Source organism: Grimontia sp. NTOU-MAR1 (assembly GCF_035758505.1).
Classification (GTDB): Bacteria; Pseudomonadota; Gammaproteobacteria; order Enterobacterales; family Vibrionaceae; genus Enterovibrio; species Enterovibrio marinus.
Genome location: NZ_CP142108.1, coordinates 1,230,533 through 1,255,490, shown reverse-complemented (window position 1 = coordinate 1,255,490; position 24,958 = coordinate 1,230,533). Strand labels below are relative to the sequence as shown.

The window sequence follows — 24,958 nt, the reverse complement described above, 5'->3', positions numbered from 1 at the left end:
TGAACAGGTCATCACAAAAATCGCACGCTTTATCGTCTTGGCGAATTAAGTTTTTGGTAAAAAAATAACCTCTCATCAGAGAGGCTATTTATCTACATAATGAACTGTGTATCAACGGGTGCCTTTTGCTTTTTCTTCGTTCGCCTGCTTTTTGGCAGAAGGAATAAAGCCATGTCGGACGCGAGAGCACAGAGGTCTAGATTGGGAACCAGCAGGTCTCATTTTATTGATCGTCTCTTTGTTTAATTGTTGGTTAATTCGGGTTGTTGCACCTCAGTGCCGATAAAACAAGCTTTCATTACATCGGTACAGAGACATAGTGCGCAATATTTAAGACTTTCACAATTGAATCTGGGTCACATCTCGAAATGGAGCGAATAAATTCTAACCAGCAACTTTTTTATTACCGTACGTTATTAAAACATCATAATTTGTAGTGTTTTTCGGTACCTACGCGCTCGCAATCTCATTGTTTCAAATGTGGGGCGGGGCAGTGATCAGGTTTTGCTACACTTTTGCTATAGGGAGAGAATTAAACACTGTATTTGTCTCCCTATGAATGTGCACCGTAGTTGAGTGTGCCATGGTGGAATGAATCAATCAGGAGGATCACAATGGGACATAGACGTATTAGTAATAAAAAGATGAAGCAAATGCTGCAAGAAGTTTTGCCCGATGATGTTAGCCAGGACAAGACAGGCGGGTTGGTTGAGGGTAAAGAGCAGAAAAGCGCTAATCAGGATCCCCTTGAAACGCAAGATCAGCAAAAATAAAAATCGTTTACATCCATTGATAAGCCAGTTGATTCCAACTGGCTTTTTTTGTTTCTTTCGCGAACGTGCGACAAATCCTGCCGTAATTTTGACCAATATTCATACTTAAGCCACTTATTTCATTTCAAGAAATTTTTAATGCACTTTAAAAACAATGTGTTAAGAAATAACTTCAGTCACTTAGCACGCTTACTGTTTGGCTACTTTGAATAAGGTTTGGTTGATTTTATTCATTGATAGTGAATGAATAATCTTTTGATTATTTTTTAAATGACTGATATTAACGATTTTTGTTGCAAAAGATACCGATAACACCAGATTTTAATGCTCAATAAGTACGCCTTTAAGGAGATATCTACAATATTTCACTTTGATTACATCAGAAGGCGAAGCATATGTTCAACACGGCGCAGTGTACTAGTTATATACACTGTAAAATGTTGTTATGTTAGATACATGTGACTTTTTTTGTCGTTTTTGTGGCAAATTGCTTTGATGCTTGGTAATGTTCCAACCAATTCTCCGTATAACACACATTATTTGTGCCGGTAAGTGGCTTAATTCGCTTTCCGTTTTATGTTGACGGAGAGTGTCATGGATGCAACTGAAGGATAAATTGGAGTATCTGCATGTATAAGAACAAAATTACTCAGGCGCTATTGCTTGGCGCGGGGATGGCCGTAGCGGCAACCTCTTTCACGGCGACTGCAACGGACGTAACAGCTGGCGTGAAATTAGCACCTAAGCAAGAACTCGTTCGTGGTAACGGTACTGAAGTGGCGTCACTAGACCCGCACAAAGTAGAGGGCGTGCCAGAGTCTCATGTATTACGTGACCTGATGGAAGGCCTGGTTATTCAAGATGCTATTGGTAACACTATTCCTGGAACAGCAGAATCTTGGAGCACTGAAGACAACCAAACTTTCACCTTTAAGATCCGCGAAGATGCTAAGTGGTCAAATGGTGACCCGGTAACAGCACAAGATTTTGAATACAGCTTTAAACGTGCAGCAGATCCTGCAACCGCTTCTCCATATGCTTGGTACATCGAATACACCAAGATGAAGAACGCGAAAGACGTTATTGCAGGAAAGAAACCTGCGAGCGAGTTGGCTGTTAAAGCTATTGATGACCGCACACTGGTCATTGAAACTGAAGTTCCGCTGCCATATTTCGTGAAGATGATGGCGCACACCACCATGTACCCTGTACACAAAGCAACAGTTGAAAAACACGGTGATTCTTGGACCAAACCAGGAAACTTTGTGGGTAACGGTGCTTTTGTATTGTCTGACTGGGTAGTGAACGAAAAAATTGTTCTCGAGCGCAATGCAAACTACTGGGATAACAAAGATACAGTTATCGATCAGGTAACTTTCCTGCCAATCGAAAACCAGAATGCGGAAATGAACCGCTTCCTTTCTGGCGAAATCGATATCACTTATGAAGTGCCTAACGAGCAGTTCCGCCGTCTGGCTAAGCAATACCCAGACAATGTAGTGGTTTCACCTAACCTGTGTACTTACTACTACGGTTTCAATACGCAGAAAGCCCCTTTTGATGATGTACGTGTTCGTAACGCGCTGTCTTACACTATCGACCGCGACATCGTAACCAAAGCGATTTTGGGTCAAGGCCAAAAACCGGCTTACGCACTGACTCATAGCGGTATTACTGGCTTCGCTCCAGAAGCACCAGAATACGCGAAGATGACGCAGAAAGAGCGCATCGCAGAAGCGAAGAAACTATTGGAAGAAGCTGGCTTTGGTCAGGGTAACCCTCTGGACTTCACTTTGCTTTACAATACCAGCGAAAACCACAAGAAGATTGCCGTTGCAATCCAGTCTATGTGGAAAAAATCACTGGGTAACTTCGTGAATGTCACTCTAGAAAACCAAGAGTGGAAAACCTACCTGGACAACAGCAAGCAGGGTAACTTTGATGTACGTCGTGCAGGCTGGTGTGCGGACTACAATGAAGCATCTACTTTCCTAGCAATTGCGATGACTGAGAATGGTTCTAATGACCAGAAATACTCAAGCGCAGTCTTCGACAAAGCTATGAATGACGCGGTTAAAGTAGCGAAAACTGAAGCTGAGCGAAATAAGTTCTACGCGATTGCTGAAGCACAATTGGCACAGGATATGCCAATTGCACCTATCTATCAGTACGTCCAGCCACGTTTGGTTGGCACGCACGTAGGTGGCTACCCAGACCAAAACCCGCAAGACAATATCTACTCGAAAGATATGTTCATCATCGCAGAATAATAATAGCGCCACTCCATGCGCCTGTGGCTAAGCTATAGGCGCATGTTTTTTCGAACATAAGTAGGATGCTTTATGTTTAGATTGATTTTTACTCGTACACTGGAAGCGATACCAACCCTCTTGGTATTGATTACGATTTCCTTTTTCTTGATGCGTTTTGCGCCCGGAAATCCCTTTTCTTCAGAAAAAACATTGCCACAAGAGGTAATGCAAAACATTAACGCCAAATATGGTTTGGATAAGCCATTGTTTGAGCAATACACCACCTATCTTGGGAACGTGGTACTACGTGGTGACTTCGGTCCTTCCTTCAAATACAAAGACTATACCGTCAATGAACTGATCGCCTCTGCTCTGCCTGTTTCTGCAAAAGTAGGCTTTTATGCATTCATTGTGACCGTCATCATCGGGGTCACTGTTGGCACCATCGCCGCGTTACGGCAAAACAGTTGGGTTGACTACCTCATCATGTCCACGTCGATGTTTGGGGTTGTGTTGCCGTCTTTCGTTCTTGCCCCAGTACTGATCTATATCTTCTCAATTGGTTTGGGTTGGCTCCCGGCGGGTGGTTGGAATGGCGGCGCAATCCAATACATGATCCTGCCGATTGTCGCCATGTCGTTCCTGTATATCGCTACGTTTGCCCGTATTACCCGTGGCAGCATGATTGAAACCTTGAACAGTAATTTTATCCGAACCGCAAAAGCAAAAGGCCTGAGCATGAGATACATCGTTATCAAGCACGCTCTGCGTCCAGCGCTTCTGCCAGTGGTCTCATACATGGGGCCAGCGTTCGTGGGCATCATCACTGGCTCGGTGGTTATCGAAACCATCTTTGGTCTGCCAGGTATCGGAAAACTGTTCGTTAACGCAGCCTTCAACCGTGATTACTCACTGGTTCTGGGTGTCACCATATTAATTGGCGCGCTGTTCATCATCTTCAACGCTATCGTCGATATTCTTTTGGCGTGGCTGGATCCGAAGATTCGTTATTGAGGTTTAAATCATGATTATAAAAAGAGAAGAAAATAACGAAGCTATCGAAAATTTCTCGGCAAAGCTGGAAGTAGAAGGTCGAAGCCTTTGGCAAGATGCGCGCATCCGTTTCATGCGCAACAAAGCTGCAATGACCAGTCTTTTCATTCTGATGTGTATCACTGCATGGGTATTGATTGGACCAATGTTCGCGACTTATGCGTTTGATGATACCGATTGGTATGCAATGCACGCTGCACCGTCTTTCGGCGAAGAAGGCCATATTTTTGGTACCGATGCGCTGGGGCGTGATATCTATGTCCGTACGCTGGTTGGTGGCCAAATTTCATTAATGGTTGGTCTGATGGGTGCCTTGGTAGCTGTTGTGATCGGTACTATCTATGGTGCTACTTCTGGCTATATTGGTGGCCGAACTGACCGTGTGATGATGCGTATTCTGGAAATCCTGAATGCCATTCCATTCATGTTCCTGGTTATCGTACTGGTGACCTTCTTCGGGCGTAATATCTTCCTGATTTTCGTCGCTATCGGTGCCATTGCCTGGCTGGATATGGCACGTATCGTACGTGGCCAGACACTCAGTTTGCGTAACAAGGAATTTATCGAAGCGGCACACGTATGTGGTGTTAGCACCAAGAATATTATCCTCCGTCATATCGTACCGAACGTGCTGGGTATCGTAGCGGTTTACTCAACTCTGCTTATCCCAACCATGATTCTGATTGAGTCATTCCTGAGCTTCTTGGGCCTAGGTGTTCAAGAACCAATGACCAGCTGGGGCGCGCTGTTGCAGGAAGGTTCCCAAACCATGGAACTGGCTATCTGGCAGTTGGCTTTCCCAACGCTGTTTATGGTCACCACACTGCTTTGCTTCAACTATGTGGGTGATGGTTTGCGTGACGCGCTGGATCCGAAGGATCGATAAGGGGGAAGTATGAGCCTATTAGATGTAAAAGATCTGCGCGTAGAGTTTAAAACCCAGGATGGGTCTGTCACCGCAGTTAATGACCTGAACTTCTCACTCGACCGCGGCGAAACGTTGGGCATTGTGGGTGAGTCAGGTTCAGGTAAAAGCCAGACCGTGTTTTCTATCATGGGTCTTCTGGCGAAAAATGGCGTTGTTTCCGGTAGCGCCAAGTTTGAAGGTAATGAGATTCTGAACCTTCCGGAGAAGGAACTGAATAAAATCCGCGCGGAACAAATCGCGATGATTTTCCAGGATCCAATGACTTCTTTGAACCCGTTTATGAAAGTCAGCGACCAGTTGATGGAAGTTCTTATGCTTCATAAAGGCATGGGGAAAGCGGAAGCATTCGAAGAGTCTGTTCGCATGCTTGAAGCGGTGAAAATTCCTGAAGCGCGTAAGCGTATCACCATGTACCCGCATGAATTCTCAGGCGGCATGCGCCAGCGGGTGATGATTGCGATGGCGCTACTGTGCCGACCAAAACTGCTGATTGCTGATGAACCAACGACTGCCCTTGATGTGACCGTACAGGCGCAGATCATGGAGCTGTTGAACGAGCTGAAATCTGAGTTCAATACTGCCATCATCATGATCACCCATGACCTGGGCGTCGTCGCCGGCTCTTGCGACAAAGTGCTGGTCATGTACGCGGGCCGTACCATGGAATACGGTAAGGTCGATGAGATTTTTTACAAGCCAAGCCACCCATACACAGAAGGGCTATTGAAGGCGATTCCACGTCTTGATACGGAAGGTGAAATTCTACCGACTATTCCGGGCAACCCGCCAAACCTTCTGAAACTGCCACCGGGCTGTCCGTATCAGGACCGCTGCCATCGCGTTGGTGACCGCTGTAAGAGCGAATCGCCTATCCTGACGCCTTTTGCTGATGGACGTCTTCGCGCATGTTTTTCTGATCAGGAGGCTTGGTAATGGGTGCAATGGATAAAAAACTTCTACTGGATATTGAAGACCTGAAAGTGCACTTCAATATTGCATCAACATCGGTGTGGCCTTGGGCTAAACCAACGGCGCTGAAAGCAGTTGATGGTGTAGACATAAAGCTTTACGAAGGCGAAACCCTAGGTGTCGTGGGTGAGTCTGGCTGCGGTAAATCCACCTTTGCTCGTGCCGTGATTGGTTTGGTACAGGCGACGGAAGGCCAAGTTGTCTGGTTGGGCCAGGATTTGACTAAACTGGAAGGAAACGATCTGCGCGAGAAGCGCAAAGAAATCCAGATGATTTTCCAGGATCCCCTGGCATCTTTGAACCCACGAATGACAGTGGGCGACATCATCGCTGAACCTCTGAAAACCTTCTATCCAGAACTGTCTAAGGACGAAGTAAAACAGCAGGTGCAAGCAATGATGACCCGTGTTGGTTTGCTGCCGAACGTGATTAACCGTTATCCGCATGAGTTCTCAGGCGGTCAGTGTCAGCGTATCGGTATTGCACGCGCGCTCATCCTGAAACCTAAGTTGGTGATCTGTGACGAGCCGGTTTCTGCGCTGGACGTATCTATTCAAGCGCAGGTAGTAAACCTGCTGAAAGAACTGCAAAAAGAAATGGGCTTGAGCCTGATCTTTATCGCGCACGACCTTTCAGTTGTGAAGCACATTTCTGATCGCGTTCTGGTGATGTATTTGGGTAACGCCGTGGAACTTGCGGAGGGCAAAGCGCTTTTCGACAACCCGCAACACCCATACACCAAAGCACTGATGTCTGCGGTTCCCGTGCCGGATCCTGTGAAAGAACGGAACAAGGAAATTCAACTGTTGGAAGGTGAGTTGCCTTCGCCGATGAACCCACCTTCAGGTTGTGTATTCCGTACCCGTTGCCCCCAAGCAACAGACGCGTGTTCACAGACGAAACCAAGGCTGGCAGGGACGGATTTGCATTCTGTATCCTGTCTGCAGGTCCATCTTTAACCGATAGCTGATACGAAAAAGCCTTCCAAACGGAAGGCTTTTTTATTTCTAGATTTCAGCGCATTAGGCTTGCGGGTACCACAATCCCTGATTGCAGAAATCAAGCAACAGTGCCAAAAGGGCAGGGTTGTTAGCAATTGCACCCAAATCTTCGCCCGAGAAGTATTCCATGTCACAGAAGACTTTTGCCGCCGCTTCACAACCTTCTGGCAGTTCAATGGTTTCGCCGTTGATGAAAACCAGTGAAGGGTTGTTTTCGTGGTAAAGCGCTTTAAGACCAGACACTTTTTCCAGATATAAACCGTCTTCCATAAACTGCTGAAGCTCGTCAGATTGCCATGGTGGATCCGCTGGCATGATGTCTAGCTCGTGGCGAGACTGACTGAGTTGCTCACCCATCCATCGTGCTTTGGCATCTTCATCGTTGATCAGCTTCATCAGCATGTCGTTTAGCGCATTGTATTCCGCTGTTGGGATCATGCCGTGCTCGTCACGGGTTTGGATATTTGGATCGTAGAAGTGCTTGTCACCCAATTCATTGGTCAGCACAAAATCTGCAAAGCCGTTGAGAAGCTCTTGTTTCTTCGGCGAGCGATAACCTACCGAATAGCTGAGTGACACTTCAATAGTATTGCCCTCATGCGGGAAGCCCGGCGGAATGTAAAGGATGTCACCTGGCTCGAGGATCTCGTCGATAATCGGGTCGAATCCTTCAATCTGACGGAGGCCAGTATTGTGATTGGCATCCTTGTATTCGCCTTTATCCCCGACACGCCAGCGACGTTTACCCATGCCCTGACAGATAAACACATCATATTGGTCAATGTGTGGACCCACGCCGCCTTCCGGCATAGACAGACAAACCATCACGTCATCGAACAGCCAGTTTGGTAGACCACGGAAAGGTTCGGATAACGCGCGCGGTCCCGGGTGCCAATGGTTGGCAGCCTGAACAATCAGCTGGGAATGCGTGTCTGGGAAGCTTTCAAAGCTCTCAAATGGCCCATGTTGAACTTCCCAGTTACCATCCAGATTGGACACAAAACGGGAATCGATTTCTTCTTCCATCGCCAGACCCGCCACTTCATCCGGGCTGATAGGGTCTTCAAAATCGATGAAGCCGTTTTTAATCACAACAGGCTCTTTGTGCCAGAAGCGGGTAAGGAAATCGTTCAGATCAAAATTTAACTGATACATAGTGGGATTGCTGTTTCTTGGGATTGGGGGAGAGTATATACCCTTATATGGGTATAAACGAGGTGCATTAAAAAAGCCCGAACACTGGCGTATTCGGGCTTTCAGACTGAAGCGCTAAATTACAGCGCGTCAGTCAGCTTGATTGCATCACCGATGTAGTTTGCTGGCGTAATCTCTTTCAGACGCTCTTTTTCATGCTCTGGCAGATCCAGACCATCGATGAATGCACGCATGCCTTCACCGTCTACACGTTTACCACGAGTCAGCTCTTTCAGCTTCTCGTAAGGTTTCTCAATGCCGTAGCGACGCATCACGGTTTGTACCGGCTCAGCCAGTACTTCCCAGTTCTTGTCCAGCTCAGCTTCAAGTGCTTCACGGTTCACTTCCAGCTTGCTGATACCTTTCAGGGTAGAGGTGTAAGCGATGTTCGCATAGCCTACGCCCACGCCCAGGTTACGCAGTACGGTTGAATCCGTCAGGTCACGCTGCCAGCGGGAAATTGGCAGTTTCTGTGCCAAGTGGCCGAATACTGCGTTCGCCAGCCCCAGGTTACCTTCTGAGTTTTCAAAGTCGATTGGGTTAACTTTGTGTGGCATGGTGGAAGAGCCGATTTCACCTGCAATGGTCTTCTGCTTGAAGTGACCCAGTGCGATGTAACCCCATACGTCGCGGTCGAAGTCGATCAGAATGGTGTTGAAGCGAGCAATCGCATCGAAAAGTTCTGCGATGTAATCGTGCGGTTCGATTTGCGTGGTGTACGGGTTCCAGGTGACGCCCAGAGATTCAGTGATGAACTCTTCGCTGAATTGGTGCCAGTCAACTTCTGGGTATGCAGACAGATGTGCGTTGTAGTTACCTACTGCACCGTTGATTTTGCCCAGAATCTCAACACTTTCGATTTGCTTGTATTGACGTTCCATACGGTACGCCACGTTCGCCATTTCTTTACCCATAGTCGATGGAGAAGCTGGTTGTCCGTGGGTGCGTGACAGAAGGGGAACATCACGGTATTCAACAGCCAGTGCTTTAATCGCGTCAATCACGTTGCGGATTTCTGGCAGGATTACTTGCTCACGTGCTTCTTTAAGCATCAGGGCGTGAGAGGTGTTGTTGATGTCTTCTGAGGTACATGCAAAGTGAATGAACTCGTTAACCGCATTCAGCTCTGCATTGTCTGCAACTTTTTCTTTCAGGAAATACTCAACCGCTTTTACGTCGTGGTTGGTGGTACGCTCAATCTCTTTGATGCGCTGTGCATCTTCTTCGCTGAATTCTGCAGCGATTTTGTCGAGTAGTGCGTTTGCGTCTGCGCTGAATGCCGGTACTTCCTTGATGGCATCTGTTGCAGCCAGCTTCTGCAGCCAACGGACTTCTACGATAGTACGGTACTTCAGCAGACCAAATTCACTGAAGATAGAACGTAACGCAATCGTTTTCGTCCCGTAGCGGCCATCAACCGGTGAAACAGCTGTCAATGCTGACAGTTCCATGGGCTTTCTCCTGAATTAAATATTACGAATTTCTGGCTAGGATGATTTTGGCTTGCTCGATCATTTGCTTGCGGCCAAAGATAAGGTGGCGACGTTTGCCTCCTACCTGACGCCAAAGCACAGTGCCACGGATACCTGCTAGCAACAGGGCGCGTACTTTGTGTTGTACGCCAGTTTGTTGCAGTTGGGCAGGGTTACCGGTTACCTGAATACGTGGGCCCAGAGGGCTGATGGTGTCGAGGTAAATACTGGCAAGGTTGCTGATCATTTGATCATCGAGCAGTTCAAAGTGTTGGACCTGACGCTGGACAGTTTCGATACGATCCGAAAGTTGCGCAAGGCTGTCACGGCGACCGGACAGCTTGCGTTCCAACGCGAGGAGATTGATCAGATAACGGGTAAGCTCACTGCCACCCGGACTGTTATCTAATTCATTAATCAGTGTGTTCAAACCAATGGTGAGGTTTTCTTCATTGCCGAAAACCTCCAAAGTTGAAGACGGATTCGTGAGGATAATACTGTTCAAGCTGGCACTTAGAGCGTCGTAATCACAACTTCCCTTGCGTGCTATCTCCTGAACCAGTTTGACGGATTGACAGATACCTGCGAACGCGATGGTACGATCAAACAAAGTATTAGCCACAGATGAGTGCTCCTTAAATACGCTGTTCGATGATGCCGCCACCCAGGCAAACATCACCGCTATAGAATACCGCTGATTGACCAGGAGTCACCGCTGATTGCGGTTCATCAAAAATCACTTTGATCTGGTCACCATCAATGGGTTCGATGGTACATGATATGTCTTGCTGGCGGTATCGCGTTTTTACGGTGCACTTCAATGGTTCGGTAATCGTTTCACGATCTACCCAGTGTAGTTGGCCTGCCACCAAGCCTTTTGAGAACAGGCGAGGGTGGTCGTGGCCTTGAGCAACAATAAGAACGTTGCGTTCAACATCTTTATCAACCACATACCAAGGCGCTTCGTTGCCGTTCCCACCTTTTTGGCCTCCGATGTGAAGACCTTTGCGCTGACCCAGAGTGTGGTACATCAGGCCCTGGTGTTCACCAATCTCGTCGCCATCAACGGTTTCAATGATGCCTGGCTGCGCTGGCAGGTACTTCGACAGAAAGTCTGTGAACTTGCGCTCACCGATAAAGCAAATGCCAGTGGAGTCCTTCTTCTTCGCGGTGATCAGATCTTGCTCTTCGGCAATGCGCCGAACTTCTGGCTTTTCCAAATCGCCAACTGGGAACAGGCTGCGTGCAACCTGATCGTGGCTCAGTGTATATAGGAAGTAGCTTTGGTCTTTGTTGCTATCAAGACCACGAAGCATTTGCGCTTTTTCACCTTCCTGAGTTGGGAAAGTGCGGCGCACGTAGTGACCCATTGCAATGTAGTCAGCTTCCAGCACTTCATCGGCGAACTCGAGGAAGGCTTTGAATTTGATTTCTTTGTTGCACAGGATATCTGGGTTCGGTGTACGACCTGCTTTGTATTCGGTCAGGAAGTGCTCGAACACATTGTCCCAGTACTCTGCGGCGAAGTTGATGGTGTGCAGGGTGATTCCCAGCTTGTCACACACGGCCTGCGCATCGGCCAGATCTTCCGCTGCCGAACAGTACTCGTTGTTATCATCTTCTTCCCAGTTTTTCATGAAAAGGCCTTCTACCTGATAGCCTTGTTGCTTCAGTAGGTAGGCGGACACTGAGGAGTCGACGCCGCCGGACATACCGACAATAACTTTTTTGCTGCTGTTATCTGACATGACGAAATTTCTAGCTCCAATAAAATCGGGGGCAGAGTTTAACAGAAACCTTTACGCGGTTACAGATGAGATATGAGTCACAATTTAATTGCGTGCAGGCGGTGGTACTTCACGCCATTCACCGGGTTGCAAGTCATCGACGGTCCAGTTGCCCATTTTGTATCTCACCAGACGCAAAGTGGGGTGACCTACTGCAGCGGTCATGCGACGAACCTGCCTGTTACGGCCTTCTGTCAGCGTGATGGCTAGCCAGGTTGTTGGCACGGAAGGACGATGTCGAATAGGTGGATTGCGATCCCAAATAGTAGGTTCAGCCATGACCTCCACGCCTGCAGGAAGTGTCCAGCCGTCATTAAGCTCTACGCCATCACGAAGCGCGTTCAAGGATTCTTCGGATGGTTCGCCTTCAACCTGCACCCAGTAGATTTTTGCTGACTTGGATTGTGGCTGGGTCAGGCGTGCCTGCAAAATGCCATCGTTCGTCAACACCAATAAGCCTTCGCTATCTTTATCGAGCCGCCCAGCAGGATAAACGTCCTTCACTGGAATGAAATCGGCCAAGGTCGAATCCCCCTGCTCGCCCGTGAACTGTGTCAGGGTGTTGAAAGGTTTATTGAATAGAATAACTTTCGTCGGCCCTTTCGGACGCGAGGGCTTGTCGTTGCGTCGTCGTGAGGTGCGTCGGAAATTCGGCTTTGAAGATGGCGATTTAGCGCCTCTATTAGGGGTGGTTTTAAACGTCATTAAGTCGTGTCAATCAGGTCTAGTAACAAATGAGACCTTAGTATTATACATGGAATAATGTGATTGGCGTGTTGCGGGAATTACAGTATTCTTTTGCCCGCATGTTATACCAGACAGAACAATTGACTGACGTGCTACAGGGCGAAGTTAACGTATCATAGTACGACAGAAAATTGTTCTGTTTGGTCAGCGCAAGATAACAAATGGACGCTAGGAGAATTAAATGGAAAGTAAAGTAGTCGTACCAGCTGGTGAGAAAATTGCGGTAGAAAACGGCAAGCTGGTCGTTCCTAACAACCCAGTTATCCCTTACATCGAAGGTGATGGCATTGGTGTTGACGTCAGTCCTGCAATGCTCAAAGTTGTGGACGCGGCAGTAGAAAAAGCTTATGGCAGTGACCGTAAGATCTCCTGGATGGAAATCTACACCGGTGAGAAGTCGACGCAAGTCTATGGTGAAGACCAGTGGCTGCCGACTGAAACACTGGATTTTATTCGTGAATACAAAGTTGCTATTAAAGGCCCTCTGACTACCCCTGTTGGCGGTGGTATCCGTTCTCTGAACGTTGCACTGCGTCAGGAACTGGATCTGTACATCTGTGCACGTCCAGTACGTTACTTCGATGGCGTGCCAAGCCCTCTGAAACAACCAGAACTGACTGACATGGTTATCTACCGTGAAAACTCGGAAGATATCTACGCGGGTGTTGAGTTCAAAGCTGGCACTGCAGAAGCAGACAAAGTGATCAAATTCCTTAAAGAAGAAATGGGTGCAACGAAAATCCGTTTCGACGAGGAGTGTGGTATTGGTATCAAGCCAGTATCCGAAGAAGGTACTAAGCGCTTGGTTCGTGCTGCTATCCAGTACACCATCGACAACGAGCGTGACTCGATGACTCTGGTGCACAAAGGTAACATCATGAAGTTTACCGAAGGTGCGTTTAAAGACTGGGGTTACGAGGTAGCGAAAGAAGAATTCGGTGCTGAGCTTCTGGACGGCGGTCCTTGGATGACTCTGAAAAACCCTAACACTGGCAAAGAGATCATCATCAAAGACGTTATCGCAGACGCATTCCTGCAGCAAATCCTGCTGCGCCCAGCGGAGTACGATGTGATTGCAACCATGAACCTGAACGGTGACTACGTATCAGATGCGCTTGCTGCACAGGTTGGTGGTATTGGTATTGCCCCTGGTGCAAACATCGGCGACGGCATTGCATTGTTCGAAGCAACTCACGGTACTGCACCTAAGTACGCGGGTCAGGACAAAGTGAACCCAGGTTCTCTGATCCTGTCTGCTGAAATGATGCTGCGTCACATGGGTTGGACTGAAGCTGCTGACCTGATCATCAGCTCAATGGAAAAAGCGATCAGCAACAAGACTGTGACCTATGACTTTGAGCGTCTGATGGACGGCGCAACCCTGCGTAAGTGTTCTGAGTTCGCGCAAGACATGATTGACCAAATGTAATTTGGCTTTCTATCAATTGAAAACCCGGCTTATGCCGGGTTTGTTCGTTTAGAGTGGATTTAAGTTTTTATCAACTGTGCAGACAAGACACGCAAGCGGTCAGGGTCAAAGTCGTCACCGACCAGCTAAAGCGGAGGGTATTCGCTGTTCTGTGTTCAAGTTTCAGTCGGTGTCAGTAGGAATTTAGCCATACCTGCAGTGTCTATTTATTGGTTGAATCACGGTGACTGAGGTTTGCTGAACCTCATTGCTTGCTGAAGAGACATGGCCGATGGCAATTTGTAGGTATTTACTCCTCGGTCGGTAAGCTCAAAATTTGGCTGTGAGTGAATCCATACTGATTTGGTTTGAGTAAGCGTTCACTATGGTTGTCGATAAGAGAGGCATAGAAAAAAGTGACTAACAGAGCTAGTGGATAGGGTGATGTTTTTAAGACGCCTCCCAAGTCACCTGTTTCGCTTGACGCCACTGGTATGAAGCAATTTAAACTTTATTGACGATTTACTGAGTGACAATTCGGGGGTTAATTACTAATTTTCAAGTAGTTAGTAATAACTATTTCGGCTGTGGTTCAAAGGTTGGCGCTAAAGACAACTTAAGGATGTCGTTTGGGGATACTAAAAGGGTATTGGGTTGCGGCGTAGGATTATTAGCTCAAACAAGAAAGAGCGAACTTGACGTCCGCTCTTTGAATTCTCGACCTTCCGGCAGCGAAAAAGTTCAAAGCAACACTATTATTTTAAAGCTTCATTCTCGACAGGAACGATTTGGCTGGCATGGTAACCTTTCGGACCTTCCTGCACTTCATAATTCACGGATTGACCAGCTTTAAGCGTGCGATAACCGTCCATTTGGATGGTGGAATAGTGAGCAAAAATATCGCCTTCACCTTCATCAGGGCAAATGAACCCAAACCCTTTAGCGTTGTTAAACCATTTAACTGTACCAGTTGCCATGCGAAACATCCCTCTTGCATTCAAATTGCATAACTATAAGTAAAACCAAGCTGTGCGATCACGTTACTCAGGAGTAAATGATGCGGTATGTTTTTACTTCAATTCCCACTCTAGTAGAAAGATTTAGACAGTCAAGCCTATGAGCCCTCATATAACAACATTTTAATAAAAATGACTATTGTTCTGGCAGAAGGATGATATGGGTATCATTTTTGTAAACAGGGTTTCATTAATTGGTCTAAAGTTTACTCAATAAGAGATTGATATATGGGGTTGATTTGCGACTCCATCAATGAATATATGCTTCATGGGTATTAGAGGTGAGCGTACTTCAAATAATATTCCCTTCAAAACTAGTAATTTGCCACTAAAATGTCCACTTGTGAATTGGTGTGTTAATACACCAACAAGCTTATATTTCCATTTGTGATACTAAATCACCAAACATTCATCTCAGAAATGAAGTTTTCATCTTTCGAGACGATTTAATAAAAGTGAGACTGAATAAAATTGATTTTTCCTGTATGGAAAATCTGACAATTGGGTTTTACTAACTGCCAGATATTGAAGTGAAATTGAATGGATATAACCTCGGTCTGGTTTTGATGGGCATGATCACTGCTAATTGTGTGAAGAAATAGCAGGCGATTGTGAACGGCCCGTAGCAATGAAACGGTTGCTGGAATACAATCTGTGGATTACGTTTTAAATAGTGGTAGAGATTCTTGTGTTTGATGTCTCAATCTATGATTCTGACGTATAAATAATTGTTTTATAAGAAACACTTGAGCTACCTTAAAGATTGTAATCCCTTATGAGCAAATTGCACGAATGGATAGTTCCGGATTCTGATGTAAAGGAAGCGGAAGAAACCAAGGTAAAACCGCCGTCATTATACAAAGTGGTATTGAATAATGATGATTACACCCCCATGGAGTTTGTAGTGGAGGTGTTGCAGCGGTTTTTTTCGATGGACATAGAGAAAGCAACACAGCTGATGCTTACGGTGCACTACGAAGGTAAAGCTGTTTGTGGCGTATTCACTGCGGAAGTTGCCGAGATGAAAGTCGCACAAGTAATGATGCATGCGAAAGAACATCAACACCCACTGCTGTGCACCATGGAGAAAGCCTAAGTCATAACCCCGGTTTTTCTCCGGCACGCCATAATGTGGTATTTGAGGGAGGTGCCTTATGCTAAATAAAGAACTCGAAGCAAGCCTTAATGGGGCATTTGCAAGAGCACGTGAAAAACGTCATGAGTTCATGACTGTTGAACATCTGCTACTGGCGCTTCTAGAAAACGTCGCGGCTAGAGAAGCATTACTCGCTTGCCGTGCGGATCTCGATGCTCTGCGTACAGAGCTGGAAGCATTCATTGAACAAACCACTCCACTTATCCCTGTAGACGACGATAACCGCGAAACTCAACCAACCTTGAGCTTCCAGCGTGTCCTTCAACGTGCTGTTTTCCACGTGCAGTCTTCAGGTCGTAGTGAAGTCAGTGGTGCTAACGTATTGGTCGCGATTTTCAGCGAGCAGGAATCGCATGCTGCTTACCTTCTCAAGAAAAATGATATCAGCCGTTTGGATGTTGTTAACTTCATCTCACATGGCACAACCAAATCTTCCAGCAGCGATGAAGAATTGCCAGGGGCGGATTTGTCGTCTGATGAAGCTGCCGTTGAAGGCGGGGAAGAGCGGCTCGAGAATTTTGCAACCAACTTAAATCAGTTGGCGCGTGTTGGTGGTATAGATCCATTGATTGGTCGCGACAAAGAATTGGAACGCACCATTCAGGTGTTGTGTCGTCGTCGCAAGAACAACCCGCTGCTGGTGGGTGAGGCTGGCGTCGGTAAAACAGCTATCGCAGAAGGCCTGGCTTGGCGTATCGTAGAGGGTCAGGTTCCTGAGATTATTCAGAACTGCGTGATCTACTCTTTGGATATTGGTTCGCTGCTTGCAGGTACTAAGTACCGTGGTGATTTCGAAAAGCGCTTCAAGAACATACTTAAGCAGCTAGAAAAAGAAGACCACGCAGTGCTTTTCATTGATGAAATCCACACCATCATTGGTGCAGGTGCAGCTTCCGGTGGACAGGTCGACGCCGCGAACTTGATTAAACCTTTGCTGTCAAGCGGTAAACTCCGTTGTATTGGTTCAACAACGTATCAGGAATACAGCAGCATCTTTGAGAAAGAGCGTGCATTGGCACGTCGCTTCCAGAAGATCGATGTGATTGAGCCATCTTTGGATGACACCACCAAGATTCTGATGGGCCTGAAACCCAAATACGAAGCTCACCACGAAGTGCGTTATACCAACAAAGCGATCCGTGCAGCGGTTGAGCTTTCGGCCAAATATATCAACGAGCGTCATTTGCCAGATAAAGCGATTGATGTCATCGATGAAGCTGGTGCTCGCTGTCGTTTGGCTCCGGCCAGTAAGCGTAAGAAAACGGTTGGTGTGGGTGATATTGAGGCCATGATTGCTAAGATGGCTCGCATTCCAGAGAAATCTGTATCGTCAACTGACCGCGATGTTCTGCAGTCGCTTGATCAGAAACTCAAGATGCTGGTCTTTGGCCAGGATGATGCAATCAGTGCGTTGTGCGAAGCGATTAAACTTAGCCGTGCAGGTCTTGGTGAAGAAAACAAGCCGGTGGGTTCATTCCTGTTTGCTGGTCCTACTGGTGTAGGTAAAACCGAAGTTACAGTGCAGCTTGCCCGCGCAATGGGTATCGAACTTCAGCGCTTCGACATGTCCGAGTACATGGAGCGTCACACCGTCAGCCGTTTGATAGGTGCACCTCCGGGTTATGTTGGCTACGATCAGGGTGGTTTGTTGACTGACGCGGTTATCAAGCATCCACACTGTGTGGTGCTGCTGGACGAGATTGAAAAAGCTCACCCAGACGTCTTTAACCTGCTGCTGCAGGTGATGGATAATGGTACGCTGACCGACAACAATGGTCGTAAAGCAGATTTCCGTAACGTGATTCTTGTAATGACGACCAATGCCGGTGTGACTGAAACGGTACGCAAGTCTATTGGTCTGATCCAACAAGACCACAGCCATGATGCAATGTCGGAAATCAAGAAGGTATTTTCACCTGAATTCCGTAACCGCCTCGATAACATCATTTGGTTCAACCATCTTGATAAGAGCATTATTCTTCAGGTGGTGGATAAGTTCATCGTGGAACTACAGGCTCAATTGGATGCCCGTGGCGTGTCGCTGGAAGTGACCGACAAGGCCAAGCTCTGGCTGTCAGAAAAAGGTTACGATAAAGCGATGGGCGCACGTCCAATGGCGCGAGTCATGCAGGAGCATGTGAAAAAGAACTTGGCGAACGAACTGCTGTTTGGCTGTTTGGTCAATGGCGGAACGGTCAAAGTTGGCGTGAAGAACGACAAACTGACGTTCAGCTTCAGCGACGAAATGGAGCCAGCCTAACTATCAAACCGGACGCATTAGAGTCCGGTTTTGTAAAACGACAAAAACCCGGCATTGCCGGGTTTTTTGTGTTCGCGAGACGTGAGGATTAGCGCGCGCGGAAGATGATGCGACCTTTAGACAGGTCGTAAGGCGTCATCTCAACGGTAACTTTGTCACCGGTCAGGATACGGATGTAGTTTTTACGCATCTTACCTGAGATGTGTGCAGTTACTACGTGGCCGTTCTCGAGTTCTACGCGGAACATAGTGTTTGGCAGGGTATCCAGGACGGTACCTTGCATTTCAATTACGTCTTCTTTTGCCATTTAATCCTCTTGGGCTACCGATCAGCCAATTTTTGACCGGCAGATAATGCCTTGATTGATTGAATCTGTAAAGTTTAGGGGCGGAATTTTACCCCTTTGCATCCATACTGACCAGCAAAAATCGGCTATTGGTTAAGGTTTAGGCGCTTTTATGCCGGTTGGGTTGAAGAAAACCGAGAGGTAAACACGTCAGGAACTCCGTTGGTTAAAACTGGTCGCCATCTATCCAACTGCCGGCCACATAACGCTGGTGAGGTTTGAACTTTTGTTTGTAGTTCATCGCACTACAAGCATCGATTTGAAATCCCAAGTATAACCAAGGGGTATCGCTTTTCCGGGCTTGTTCAATTTGCGCCAGAACACAGAGCGATCCCAATGACCAGGCGTGGGCGGGTTCAAAGAAACTGTAAATAGCACTATATCCGTGGTCTAACAAATCGGTGACGGCAATGGCGATGAGCTTTTCGTCCTCATAAAGGTGGAGGTATTTGGAGGTCTGCCAGTCGCTCTTCACAAAAGAATGAAAGTCCGCCTTGTTCGCCGGGTACATAGAGCCACTGCGGTGACGGGCTGAAATGTAGCGTTCGTAAAGAGAGAACCAATTCGTATCCATCTCGTCCTTAAATTCTACATTAAGGCGCTTCAGTTGGCTCAGGTGACGTTTTTGGCTTCTCGATGGAACAAAACCGTGTGTATCAACCCGAAGGGAGTGACAAGCTGTACAGGCGTTACAGTAAGGTCTGTAAATGTTGTTCCCGCTCCGGCGAAAACCGCTTTGCACGAGAAACCCATAGCCACTGTTGGTGTGAAGTTGGGGATCGAGAACCACCGCAACCGACTCTTCATGATCGGCCAGATAGCTACATGCGGATGGAGCCATCACACCAATTCTTATCGATTGGCTAAACATGGTTGACGTCAATCCATTGTGAGCGGAAGAGAGAAGCGTCAGTGATCTGGTGTTTCAATTCACTGAGTAGCTGGGTAAAGTCTTGTCTCTGAATGGGCTCAGCACCCAACGACGTGAGGTGGTCTGTCATCATCTGGCAATCGATGAGTTTGCCACCATGGCACCTGAAATGCTCACAGAAGTACCACAGCGCTGTTTTTGAGGCGTTGGTTTTTAGAGAGAACATGGATTCTCCGCAGAATAGCGAGCCTATATTCACGCCGTACAAGCCTCCTACCAGCTCATCTTCCTGCCATACCTCGACGCTGTGGGCAGAGCCCAGTTGATGAAGCCGCTTATAGGCATGGCGCATTTCAGGTGTTATCCACACCTGATGCTCACCACGGATTAACGCGCAATGTTGAATGACCTGGTCGAAAGCCCTGTTGATGGATACACGATAACCTTGCTTGCGCACATATTTTCTGAGGCTCCGGCTTGGTACAAACGAGGTTGGGTTTATCACCGCCCGTTCGGCGGGTGACCACCAAAGTAGGGGTTCATCAACGCCAAACCAAGGAAAGATGCCTTGTGAATAGGCTGCACGCAAACGCTCCGGCGATAAATCTCCCCCAATGGCAAGCAAACCATCTGGCTCTTCCAGCGCCGAAGATACGGGAGGGAAGGACTCGGGGTTGTTGTCATCCAATGGCGGCAGATAGATCGTCATATATTTTCTTTCACTGTTACTAAAGGGAGCAATGCTCCCTTTAGTTTATACCCAAACGACCTGAGGGTGTTTGTATTCAGAGGTCATCAATGTGTTTAATTCGAGGCAAATTTCACGAGGAATAGTGGTTCTATTTCCGTGGGATTTAACGAAGAGGTGGGCGCATTGAGGCCCTCCCTTCGGGCGAGTTAACTGACGCCGTGCTCTTTGTTGTTCCTTTTTGATGGAGATGACTACACCTGCAAAGGAATGCCGCGGCCACAACGCCAGTCAACCTCGCTGAATTCAGCATCTTCAGGTTGTTTGGGTATGAGGTTTTACTGAATTCGTTGAAGCAGTTGGCTGTATCGACCGCCTGCTTCTTTCAAGGTTTGGTGAGAGCCCTGTTCGATAATTCGCCCTTCATCCATTAAACACACCTTGTCCATTTCGGTCAGCCCCACCAGACGGTGTGTAATAAACAATACGGTTTTGTCTTTGGCATACTCGAGCAGCAAAGACAGGATTTGTCGCTCTGTTTTTACGTCCAAACCTTCCGTAGGCTCATCCAGCAGCAGGATAGGCGCGTCTCGCAGCAGTGCTCTTGCAATGCCAAGGCGACGCCTCTCACCACCGGAAAGCTGACGACCACCATCTCCAAGCCAGGTGTCTAGGCCCGGACCTTCCAGTAAAGCAGATAGGCCAACTTGCTCGATGACGGTTATCAGCTCTTCATCCGAGGCGTTGGGCTTCGCCATGGAGAGGTTATGACGCACTGCGCCGTTGAACACGTCAACGCGTTGGCTGACGACAGCAATTGAGCTTCTCAGTGCTGACTCACGCCAGGTATCCAAAGCGACGCCATCAATACAGATACTGCCTGATGATGGATCCCACGCACGGGTAATCAACTGCAGCAGGGTGGATTTACCGCAACCGGTTCGACCCAACAGTGCCACTTTTTCACCGGCTTTTACGGACAGTGAAATACCATTCACCGCTGGTTTTTCTGCTCCGTGGTATGAGAAGGTCACATCACTGAAAGTGATATCTCCTTTGGCTGTGTTGTTGTGGCCCATTGGATCAAACGGCGTTTCTGGCTCTGCCTCAATGATTTCGTTTAGACGCTTCGCTGATGTCATTGTCTGGCTCAGGTACTGGAATGCTCCGGCTACAGGTATCATCAATTCGAAGCTTGCCATAGTAGCAAATGCAACCATAGCGACATAAGGATTAGGCAGTGCGCCACCAATGCCATCAGCTGCCAACCAAAGCATAAACACCAGTGTCAGGCCATTGGCTGCCAGTAAGATGCCATTTGCCAGGCCTGTGATACGCGCCATCTGTCTTTGAGATGCCAAAAGACGTTGCTCTGCTTCTACTGCTGCGTCGCGATAACGATAAGCGGCGCCGAAGATTTGCAGTTCGGCATGACCCTGTAGCCAGTCAAGCAAAGAAATACGCAGTTGTGACTTGGATTGAGTGATTTCAACGCCATGTGACCTACCCAGGTAGTAGAACACCACGGGCAGAACCAACATCAGCGAAAGCAGGATGGCACCGAGCGTGAGACCGATAACTGGATCAAACCAATACAGAAAACCACTAATACCCAGAATGCCCAGCACTCCGACAATCAGCGGGCTGACCAGTCGTAGGTAAACGTGGTCCATCGCATCCACATCCGCCACCAGACGGTTGAGAATATCGGCGTCGCGCAGGTTGCCGACTTTACCTGGGATCAGCGGGGTCAGTTTCTCGAAGAAGAAGATGCGAAGGTCTGCCAGCAACTTAAACGTGGCGTTGTGGCTGACAACGCGCTCACCCCAACGGCCTGCTGTTCTTGCTATAGAAAAACCGCGCACGCCGGCAGCTGGTAACATGTAGTTAAAGTTTGCAGTCGCCAGCAGGCCCGCGACTGCAGATGCAGCGATGAACCAACCCGACAGGGTAAGCAAACCAATTGCAGCAGCCAGTGTCGAGAAAGACAACAGCATGCCAAGCGACAAGCCAAACCAGTGCTTTTTATAAAGTTTCAGGAAAGGAATCAAATCACGCATCGAGATCGCTCCTGTCAACAGCCTGGATCATCTCGGCGAAGACCCCTTCATGTTTTAGTTCTTCGAAGGTGCCTTGTTGCACCAGTTTACCCAGTTGCAGCACTAAAATGCTGTCACACCCGCCTAGTTGGTCGATGCGGTGGCTCACCAACAAAGTGGTGGTGTCTTTGGTGGCATGGTCGAGGCTTTCCATCACTAAACGTTCGCTGGACGCGTCAAGGCTTGCTGTTGGTTCATCAAGTACCCAGAAGCGACCTTCCTGAAGCAAAGCTCTGGCAACCGCAATACGTTGCGCCTGACCGACAGATAATCCTGATGCACGATCACCGACCGAGTGTTCCAGACCCTTCTCGAGTCGCTGGATAAACTCATCAGCATAAGCTGCTTTGGTCACGCGTTGAATTTGCTCATTGGTTGCCATAGGAGCGGCGAGACACACATTGTCTTTCACTGAGCCGTGGAATAACTGTGGGTTCTGGCCCACCCAGCTTACCTGCTTGCGCCAGTAAGCTAAATCTATATTTTTTAGCTCCATACCATTCACGGATAGGCTGCCACGATAAGGCAAAAATCCAAGGATTGCGTTAATCAGGCTGGTTTTACCTGCTCCACTTTGGCCAACAAGCGCGACCTTTTGGCCTTCTCGAATTTCAAAGCTGATTGGACCGGCAAGAACGGCACCATCAGGGCTCAGCACTTCAAGGTCCGTTGCTTGAATAGTGATTGCTTCATCAGATATTTTCGCGCTGCCAGACGCTTGATGTTCTGGCGTCGAGTCGAGGAAGTTAACGATGGATTCCGCAGCCCCAATCGCTTGCGCTTTCGCGTGATAGAAAGTGCCCAGATCGCGAAGAGGTTGGTAAAACTCGGGTGCCAGTACCAGAACAAAAATACCAATGAAGAGGGTAATGCCTATACCGTAATGGCCGAAGTTCAGCTCGCCGATATAGCTGAAACCGAAATATACCGCTGTCACAGCTATTGACAATGCAGTGAAAAACTCCAGAACGGCAGATGAAAGAAACGCCAAGCGTAATACTTCCATGGTGCGTTTGCGGAAGTCTTCGGAAGCGACGCGAAGGTGATTGCTTTCGGCTTCTGCCTGATCGAATAGGCGAATGGTAGAAAGGCCACGGAGGCGATCGTAGAAGTGACCGGAAAGTCGCTGTAGCGCTTTAAAATTGCGTCGGTTTGCATCAGCGGCACCCATTCCCACCAATGCCATGAAAAATGGTACCAATGGTGCGGTTACTAGGAAAATCAAGCCAGCCGCCCAGTTCAAGGGGAATACGGCAATCAGAATGATAAAAGGAATAAGAACAGCGATTGCCATTTGTGGTAGGTAGCGGGCAAAGAAGTCCTGCATCTCCTCAACTTGTTCGAGGATCAGGCTGGCCCAAGTACCGGCGGGCCTGCCTTGAATGGTGGCAGGACCCAACATTTGGAGTTTATTCAGAATCAGCTTTCGGATCTGAAGTCGGACAGCCTCTCCGGCGCGATAACCTGCTTGCTCTTTACCCCAACTACACAGGGCTCGTATACAGACGACGATACCGAGAGCAACGAAGGAGAGCCAAAGCTCAGACTTGTCAGCTTTCTCGATGATCAATTGATGAAGAATATTGGCGAGCAGGGCGGCTTGGGCAACGAGAAAAAGGCCAGACAAAAATGCCAACCCAATCGCTGCCATAAGCCAGGTTTTGCCAAGCTTGCTTTGCCCCTTGAGCCATTGGGAGAGCGATCGCTGTTTCTTTTTATCCATAGTACTTCATTGGTATTTTTATGTTACCGATACGATGAGCCTAGCAGGAGCGATCCCTATGGTTAATATCGGTCTTTGGAAGGCTAAAATGGCAAAATGTTAGGCCCGCATATCAACGGGCCCTAACAGGGATGAATTACTAGGATTTAGCTTGTGCATCCAGGAAACGCTCAGCATCCAGTGCTGCCATGCAACCTGTACCAGCAGAAGTGATTGCCTGGCGGTAGATGTGGTCCATAACATCACCTGCAGCGAATACGCCTTCTACGCTGGTTTGCGTCGCGTTACCTTCAAGGCCAGATTGCACTTTGATATAGCCATTGTGCATGTCCAGTTGGCCTTCGAAAATGCCAGTGTTAGGTTTATGGCCAATAGCAACAAACAGGCCCATCACGTCCAGCTCTTCAGTTGTATTTGACTGAGTGTCTTTAATACGAACACCGGTCACACCCATGTCATCGCCCAGCACTTCATCTAAAACGCGGTCAGTATGAAGAACGATGTTACCGTTTTCGACTTTGTCCATGAGGCGGTTAACCAGAATTTTCTCCGCACGGAAAGAATCACGGCGGTGGATCAGGTGGACTTCTGATGCGATGTTCGACAGGTAAAGAGCCTCTTCAACGGCAGTGTTACCACCACCAATTACCGCTACTTTTTGGTTGCGATAGAAGAAACCATCGCAGGTTGCACAGGCAGACACGCCGCGGCCTTTGAAGTTTTCTTCTGATTCCATGCCTAGGTACTGCGCAGATGCACCCGTTGCGATAATAAGTGCATCACAGGTGTATTCACTATTGTCGCCTTTAAGACGGAAAGGGCGTTGGGTCAGGTCAGTCTCATTGATGTGGTCGAAGAGGATTTCAGTATCAAACTTCTCAGCGTGCTCTTTCATACGCTCCATTAGTGCTGGGCCAGTAAGACCTTCAGCATCACCCGGCCAGTTCTCAACCTCTGTTGTGGTCGTTAGCTGACCGCCCTGTTGCAGACCAGTCACCATGACAGGGTTCAGGTTAGCGCGCGCCGCGTAAACTGCAGCGGTGTAGCCAGCAGGGCCAGAACCTAAGATTAGAAGGCTTGCATGCTTTACGTTGCTCATTATTTCTCCGGGTGGATTTAGTGTTATGCAATAGTACCGATTGTAGGGAAATTGTAGAGTTAAAGAAAGGGCACCATGCGGTGCCCTTTATCGAAAAATGTTATCTGTTATTACGC

Annotated in this window: 21 protein-coding genes; 9 read left to right on the top strand and 12 right to left on the bottom strand. The window is 47.9% G+C overall.

The features are described 5' to 3' along the window. Nucleotides 1-614: 614 nt before the first annotated feature. The 6 genes from VP504_RS05760 to oppF all read left to right on the top strand — a co-directional run bounded on the left by VP504_RS05760 (nucleotide 615) and on the right by oppF (nucleotide 6,934). The gene (locus tag VP504_RS05760) at nucleotides 615-773 is read left to right on the top strand and encodes a hypothetical protein (protein ID WP_198159558.1); all 159 of its coding nucleotides are present in this window, start codon (nucleotides 615-617) and stop codon (nucleotides 771-773) included. A 629-nt stretch (nucleotides 774-1,402) separates the two neighbouring features. Further along, nucleotides 1,403-3,043 (top strand): ABC transporter substrate-binding protein, encoded by a 1,641-nt coding sequence (locus tag VP504_RS05755; RefSeq protein WP_325893361.1) that lies wholly within the window; start codon nucleotides 1,403-1,405, stop codon nucleotides 3,041-3,043. A 72-nt stretch (nucleotides 3,044-3,115) separates the two neighbouring features. After that, a complete protein-coding gene (gene oppB, locus VP504_RS05750) occupies nucleotides 3,116-4,039 on the top strand; it encodes an oligopeptide ABC transporter permease OppB (protein ID WP_062714046.1) in 924 nt (307 codons plus the stop codon). 10 nt (nucleotides 4,040-4,049) lie between these two features. After that, nucleotides 4,050-4,964, top strand: a complete 915-nt coding sequence (gene oppC, locus VP504_RS05745; protein WP_442788895.1) for an oligopeptide ABC transporter permease OppC — start codon at nucleotides 4,050-4,052, stop codon at nucleotides 4,962-4,964. Nucleotides 4,965-4,973: 9 nt separating this feature from the next. Continuing rightward, entirely contained in the window at nucleotides 4,974-5,939 is a 966-nt protein-coding gene (locus VP504_RS05740) for an ABC transporter ATP-binding protein (protein WP_002539140.1), read from the top strand. Further along, nucleotides 5,939-6,934, top strand: a complete 996-nt coding sequence (oppF, locus tag VP504_RS05735; protein WP_062714050.1) for a murein tripeptide/oligopeptide ABC transporter ATP binding protein OppF — start codon at nucleotides 5,939-5,941, stop codon at nucleotides 6,932-6,934. The genes VP504_RS05740 and oppF overlap by 1 nt, the downstream gene beginning before the upstream one ends. Nucleotides 6,935-6,997: 63 nt before the next feature. Here the strand turns inward: oppF and VP504_RS05730 are convergent, their stop codons facing one another. From VP504_RS05730 to VP504_RS05710, 5 genes are all read right to left on the bottom strand, one after another. Then, nucleotides 6,998-8,131 (bottom strand): ribosomal protein uL16 3-hydroxylase, encoded by a 1,134-nt coding sequence (locus VP504_RS05730; protein ID WP_062660838.1) that lies wholly within the window; start codon nucleotides 8,129-8,131, stop codon nucleotides 6,998-7,000. A 119-nt stretch (nucleotides 8,132-8,250) separates the two neighbouring features. After that, on the bottom strand, nucleotides 8,251-9,621 hold the full coding sequence (gene purB / locus VP504_RS05725; protein ID WP_325893360.1) for an adenylosuccinate lyase: 1,371 nt from the start codon (nucleotides 9,619-9,621) through the stop codon (nucleotides 8,251-8,253). A 22-nt stretch (nucleotides 9,622-9,643) separates the two neighbouring features. Continuing rightward, complete coding sequence (hflD, locus tag VP504_RS05720; protein WP_325893359.1) at nucleotides 9,644-10,264, bottom strand: high frequency lysogenization protein HflD; 621 nt, start codon at nucleotides 10,262-10,264, stop codon at nucleotides 9,644-9,646. A 13-nt stretch (nucleotides 10,265-10,277) separates the two neighbouring features. Then, the gene (gene mnmA / locus VP504_RS05715) at nucleotides 10,278-11,390 is read right to left on the bottom strand and encodes a tRNA 2-thiouridine(34) synthase MnmA (protein ID WP_325893358.1); all 1,113 of its coding nucleotides are present in this window, start codon (nucleotides 11,388-11,390) and stop codon (nucleotides 10,278-10,280) included. 84 nt (nucleotides 11,391-11,474) lie between these two features. Then, entirely contained in the window at nucleotides 11,475-12,134 is a 660-nt protein-coding gene (locus VP504_RS05710) for a pseudouridine synthase (protein ID WP_325893357.1), read from the bottom strand. A 223-nt stretch (nucleotides 12,135-12,357) separates the two neighbouring features. Between VP504_RS05710 and icd the strand changes: the two genes are divergently transcribed. Next, nucleotides 12,358-13,605, top strand: coding sequence for an NADP-dependent isocitrate dehydrogenase (gene icd, locus VP504_RS05705; protein ID WP_325893356.1), 1,248 nt, complete (start codon nucleotides 12,358-12,360; stop codon nucleotides 13,603-13,605). Nucleotides 13,606-14,339: 734 nt separating this feature from the next. On the opposite strand, the gene cspD is transcribed toward icd, so the two are convergent. Continuing rightward, nucleotides 14,340-14,561, bottom strand: a complete 222-nt coding sequence (gene cspD, locus VP504_RS05700; RefSeq protein WP_325893355.1) for a cold shock domain-containing protein CspD — start codon at nucleotides 14,559-14,561, stop codon at nucleotides 14,340-14,342. Between the two features lie 814 nt (nucleotides 14,562-15,375). Between cspD and clpS the strand changes: the two genes are divergently transcribed. Beyond that, nucleotides 15,376-15,696, top strand: coding sequence for an ATP-dependent Clp protease adapter ClpS (clpS, locus tag VP504_RS05695; RefSeq protein WP_325893354.1), 321 nt, complete (start codon nucleotides 15,376-15,378; stop codon nucleotides 15,694-15,696). A gap of 58 nt (nucleotides 15,697-15,754) precedes the next feature. After that, complete coding sequence (gene clpA, locus VP504_RS05690; RefSeq protein WP_325893353.1) at nucleotides 15,755-18,016, top strand: ATP-dependent Clp protease ATP-binding subunit ClpA; 2,262 nt, start codon at nucleotides 15,755-15,757, stop codon at nucleotides 18,014-18,016. A gap of 88 nt (nucleotides 18,017-18,104) precedes the next feature. On the opposite strand, the gene infA is transcribed toward clpA, so the two are convergent. The 6 genes from infA to trxB form a co-directional block, all read right to left on the bottom strand. Beyond that, the gene (infA, locus tag VP504_RS05685) at nucleotides 18,105-18,323 is read right to left on the bottom strand and encodes a translation initiation factor IF-1 (RefSeq protein WP_002539157.1); all 219 of its coding nucleotides are present in this window, start codon (nucleotides 18,321-18,323) and stop codon (nucleotides 18,105-18,107) included. A 205-nt stretch (nucleotides 18,324-18,528) separates the two neighbouring features. Next, nucleotides 18,529-19,233: an arginyltransferase gene (locus VP504_RS05680; protein ID WP_325893352.1), complete on the bottom strand. Its 705-nt coding sequence runs from the start codon at nucleotides 19,231-19,233 to the stop codon at nucleotides 18,529-18,531. Then, a complete protein-coding gene (gene aat / locus VP504_RS05675) occupies nucleotides 19,226-19,942 on the bottom strand; it encodes a leucyl/phenylalanyl-tRNA--protein transferase (protein WP_325893351.1) in 717 nt (238 codons plus the stop codon). Before aat ends, VP504_RS05680 begins: the two co-directional genes overlap by 8 nt. Nucleotides 19,943-20,259: 317 nt before the next feature. Continuing rightward, complete coding sequence (gene cydC, locus VP504_RS05670) at nucleotides 20,260-21,981, bottom strand: heme ABC transporter ATP-binding protein/permease CydC (RefSeq protein WP_325893350.1); 1,722 nt, start codon at nucleotides 21,979-21,981, stop codon at nucleotides 20,260-20,262. Continuing rightward, a complete protein-coding gene (gene cydD, locus VP504_RS05665) occupies nucleotides 21,974-23,743 on the bottom strand; it encodes a heme ABC transporter permease/ATP-binding protein CydD (RefSeq protein WP_325893349.1) in 1,770 nt (589 codons plus the stop codon). The genes cydC and cydD overlap by 8 nt, the downstream gene beginning before the upstream one ends. Before the next feature lie 139 nt (nucleotides 23,744-23,882). After that, nucleotides 23,883-24,842 (bottom strand): thioredoxin-disulfide reductase, encoded by a 960-nt coding sequence (gene trxB / locus VP504_RS05660; protein ID WP_325893348.1) that lies wholly within the window; start codon nucleotides 24,840-24,842, stop codon nucleotides 23,883-23,885. Between the last annotated feature and the right edge of the window lie 116 nt (nucleotides 24,843-24,958).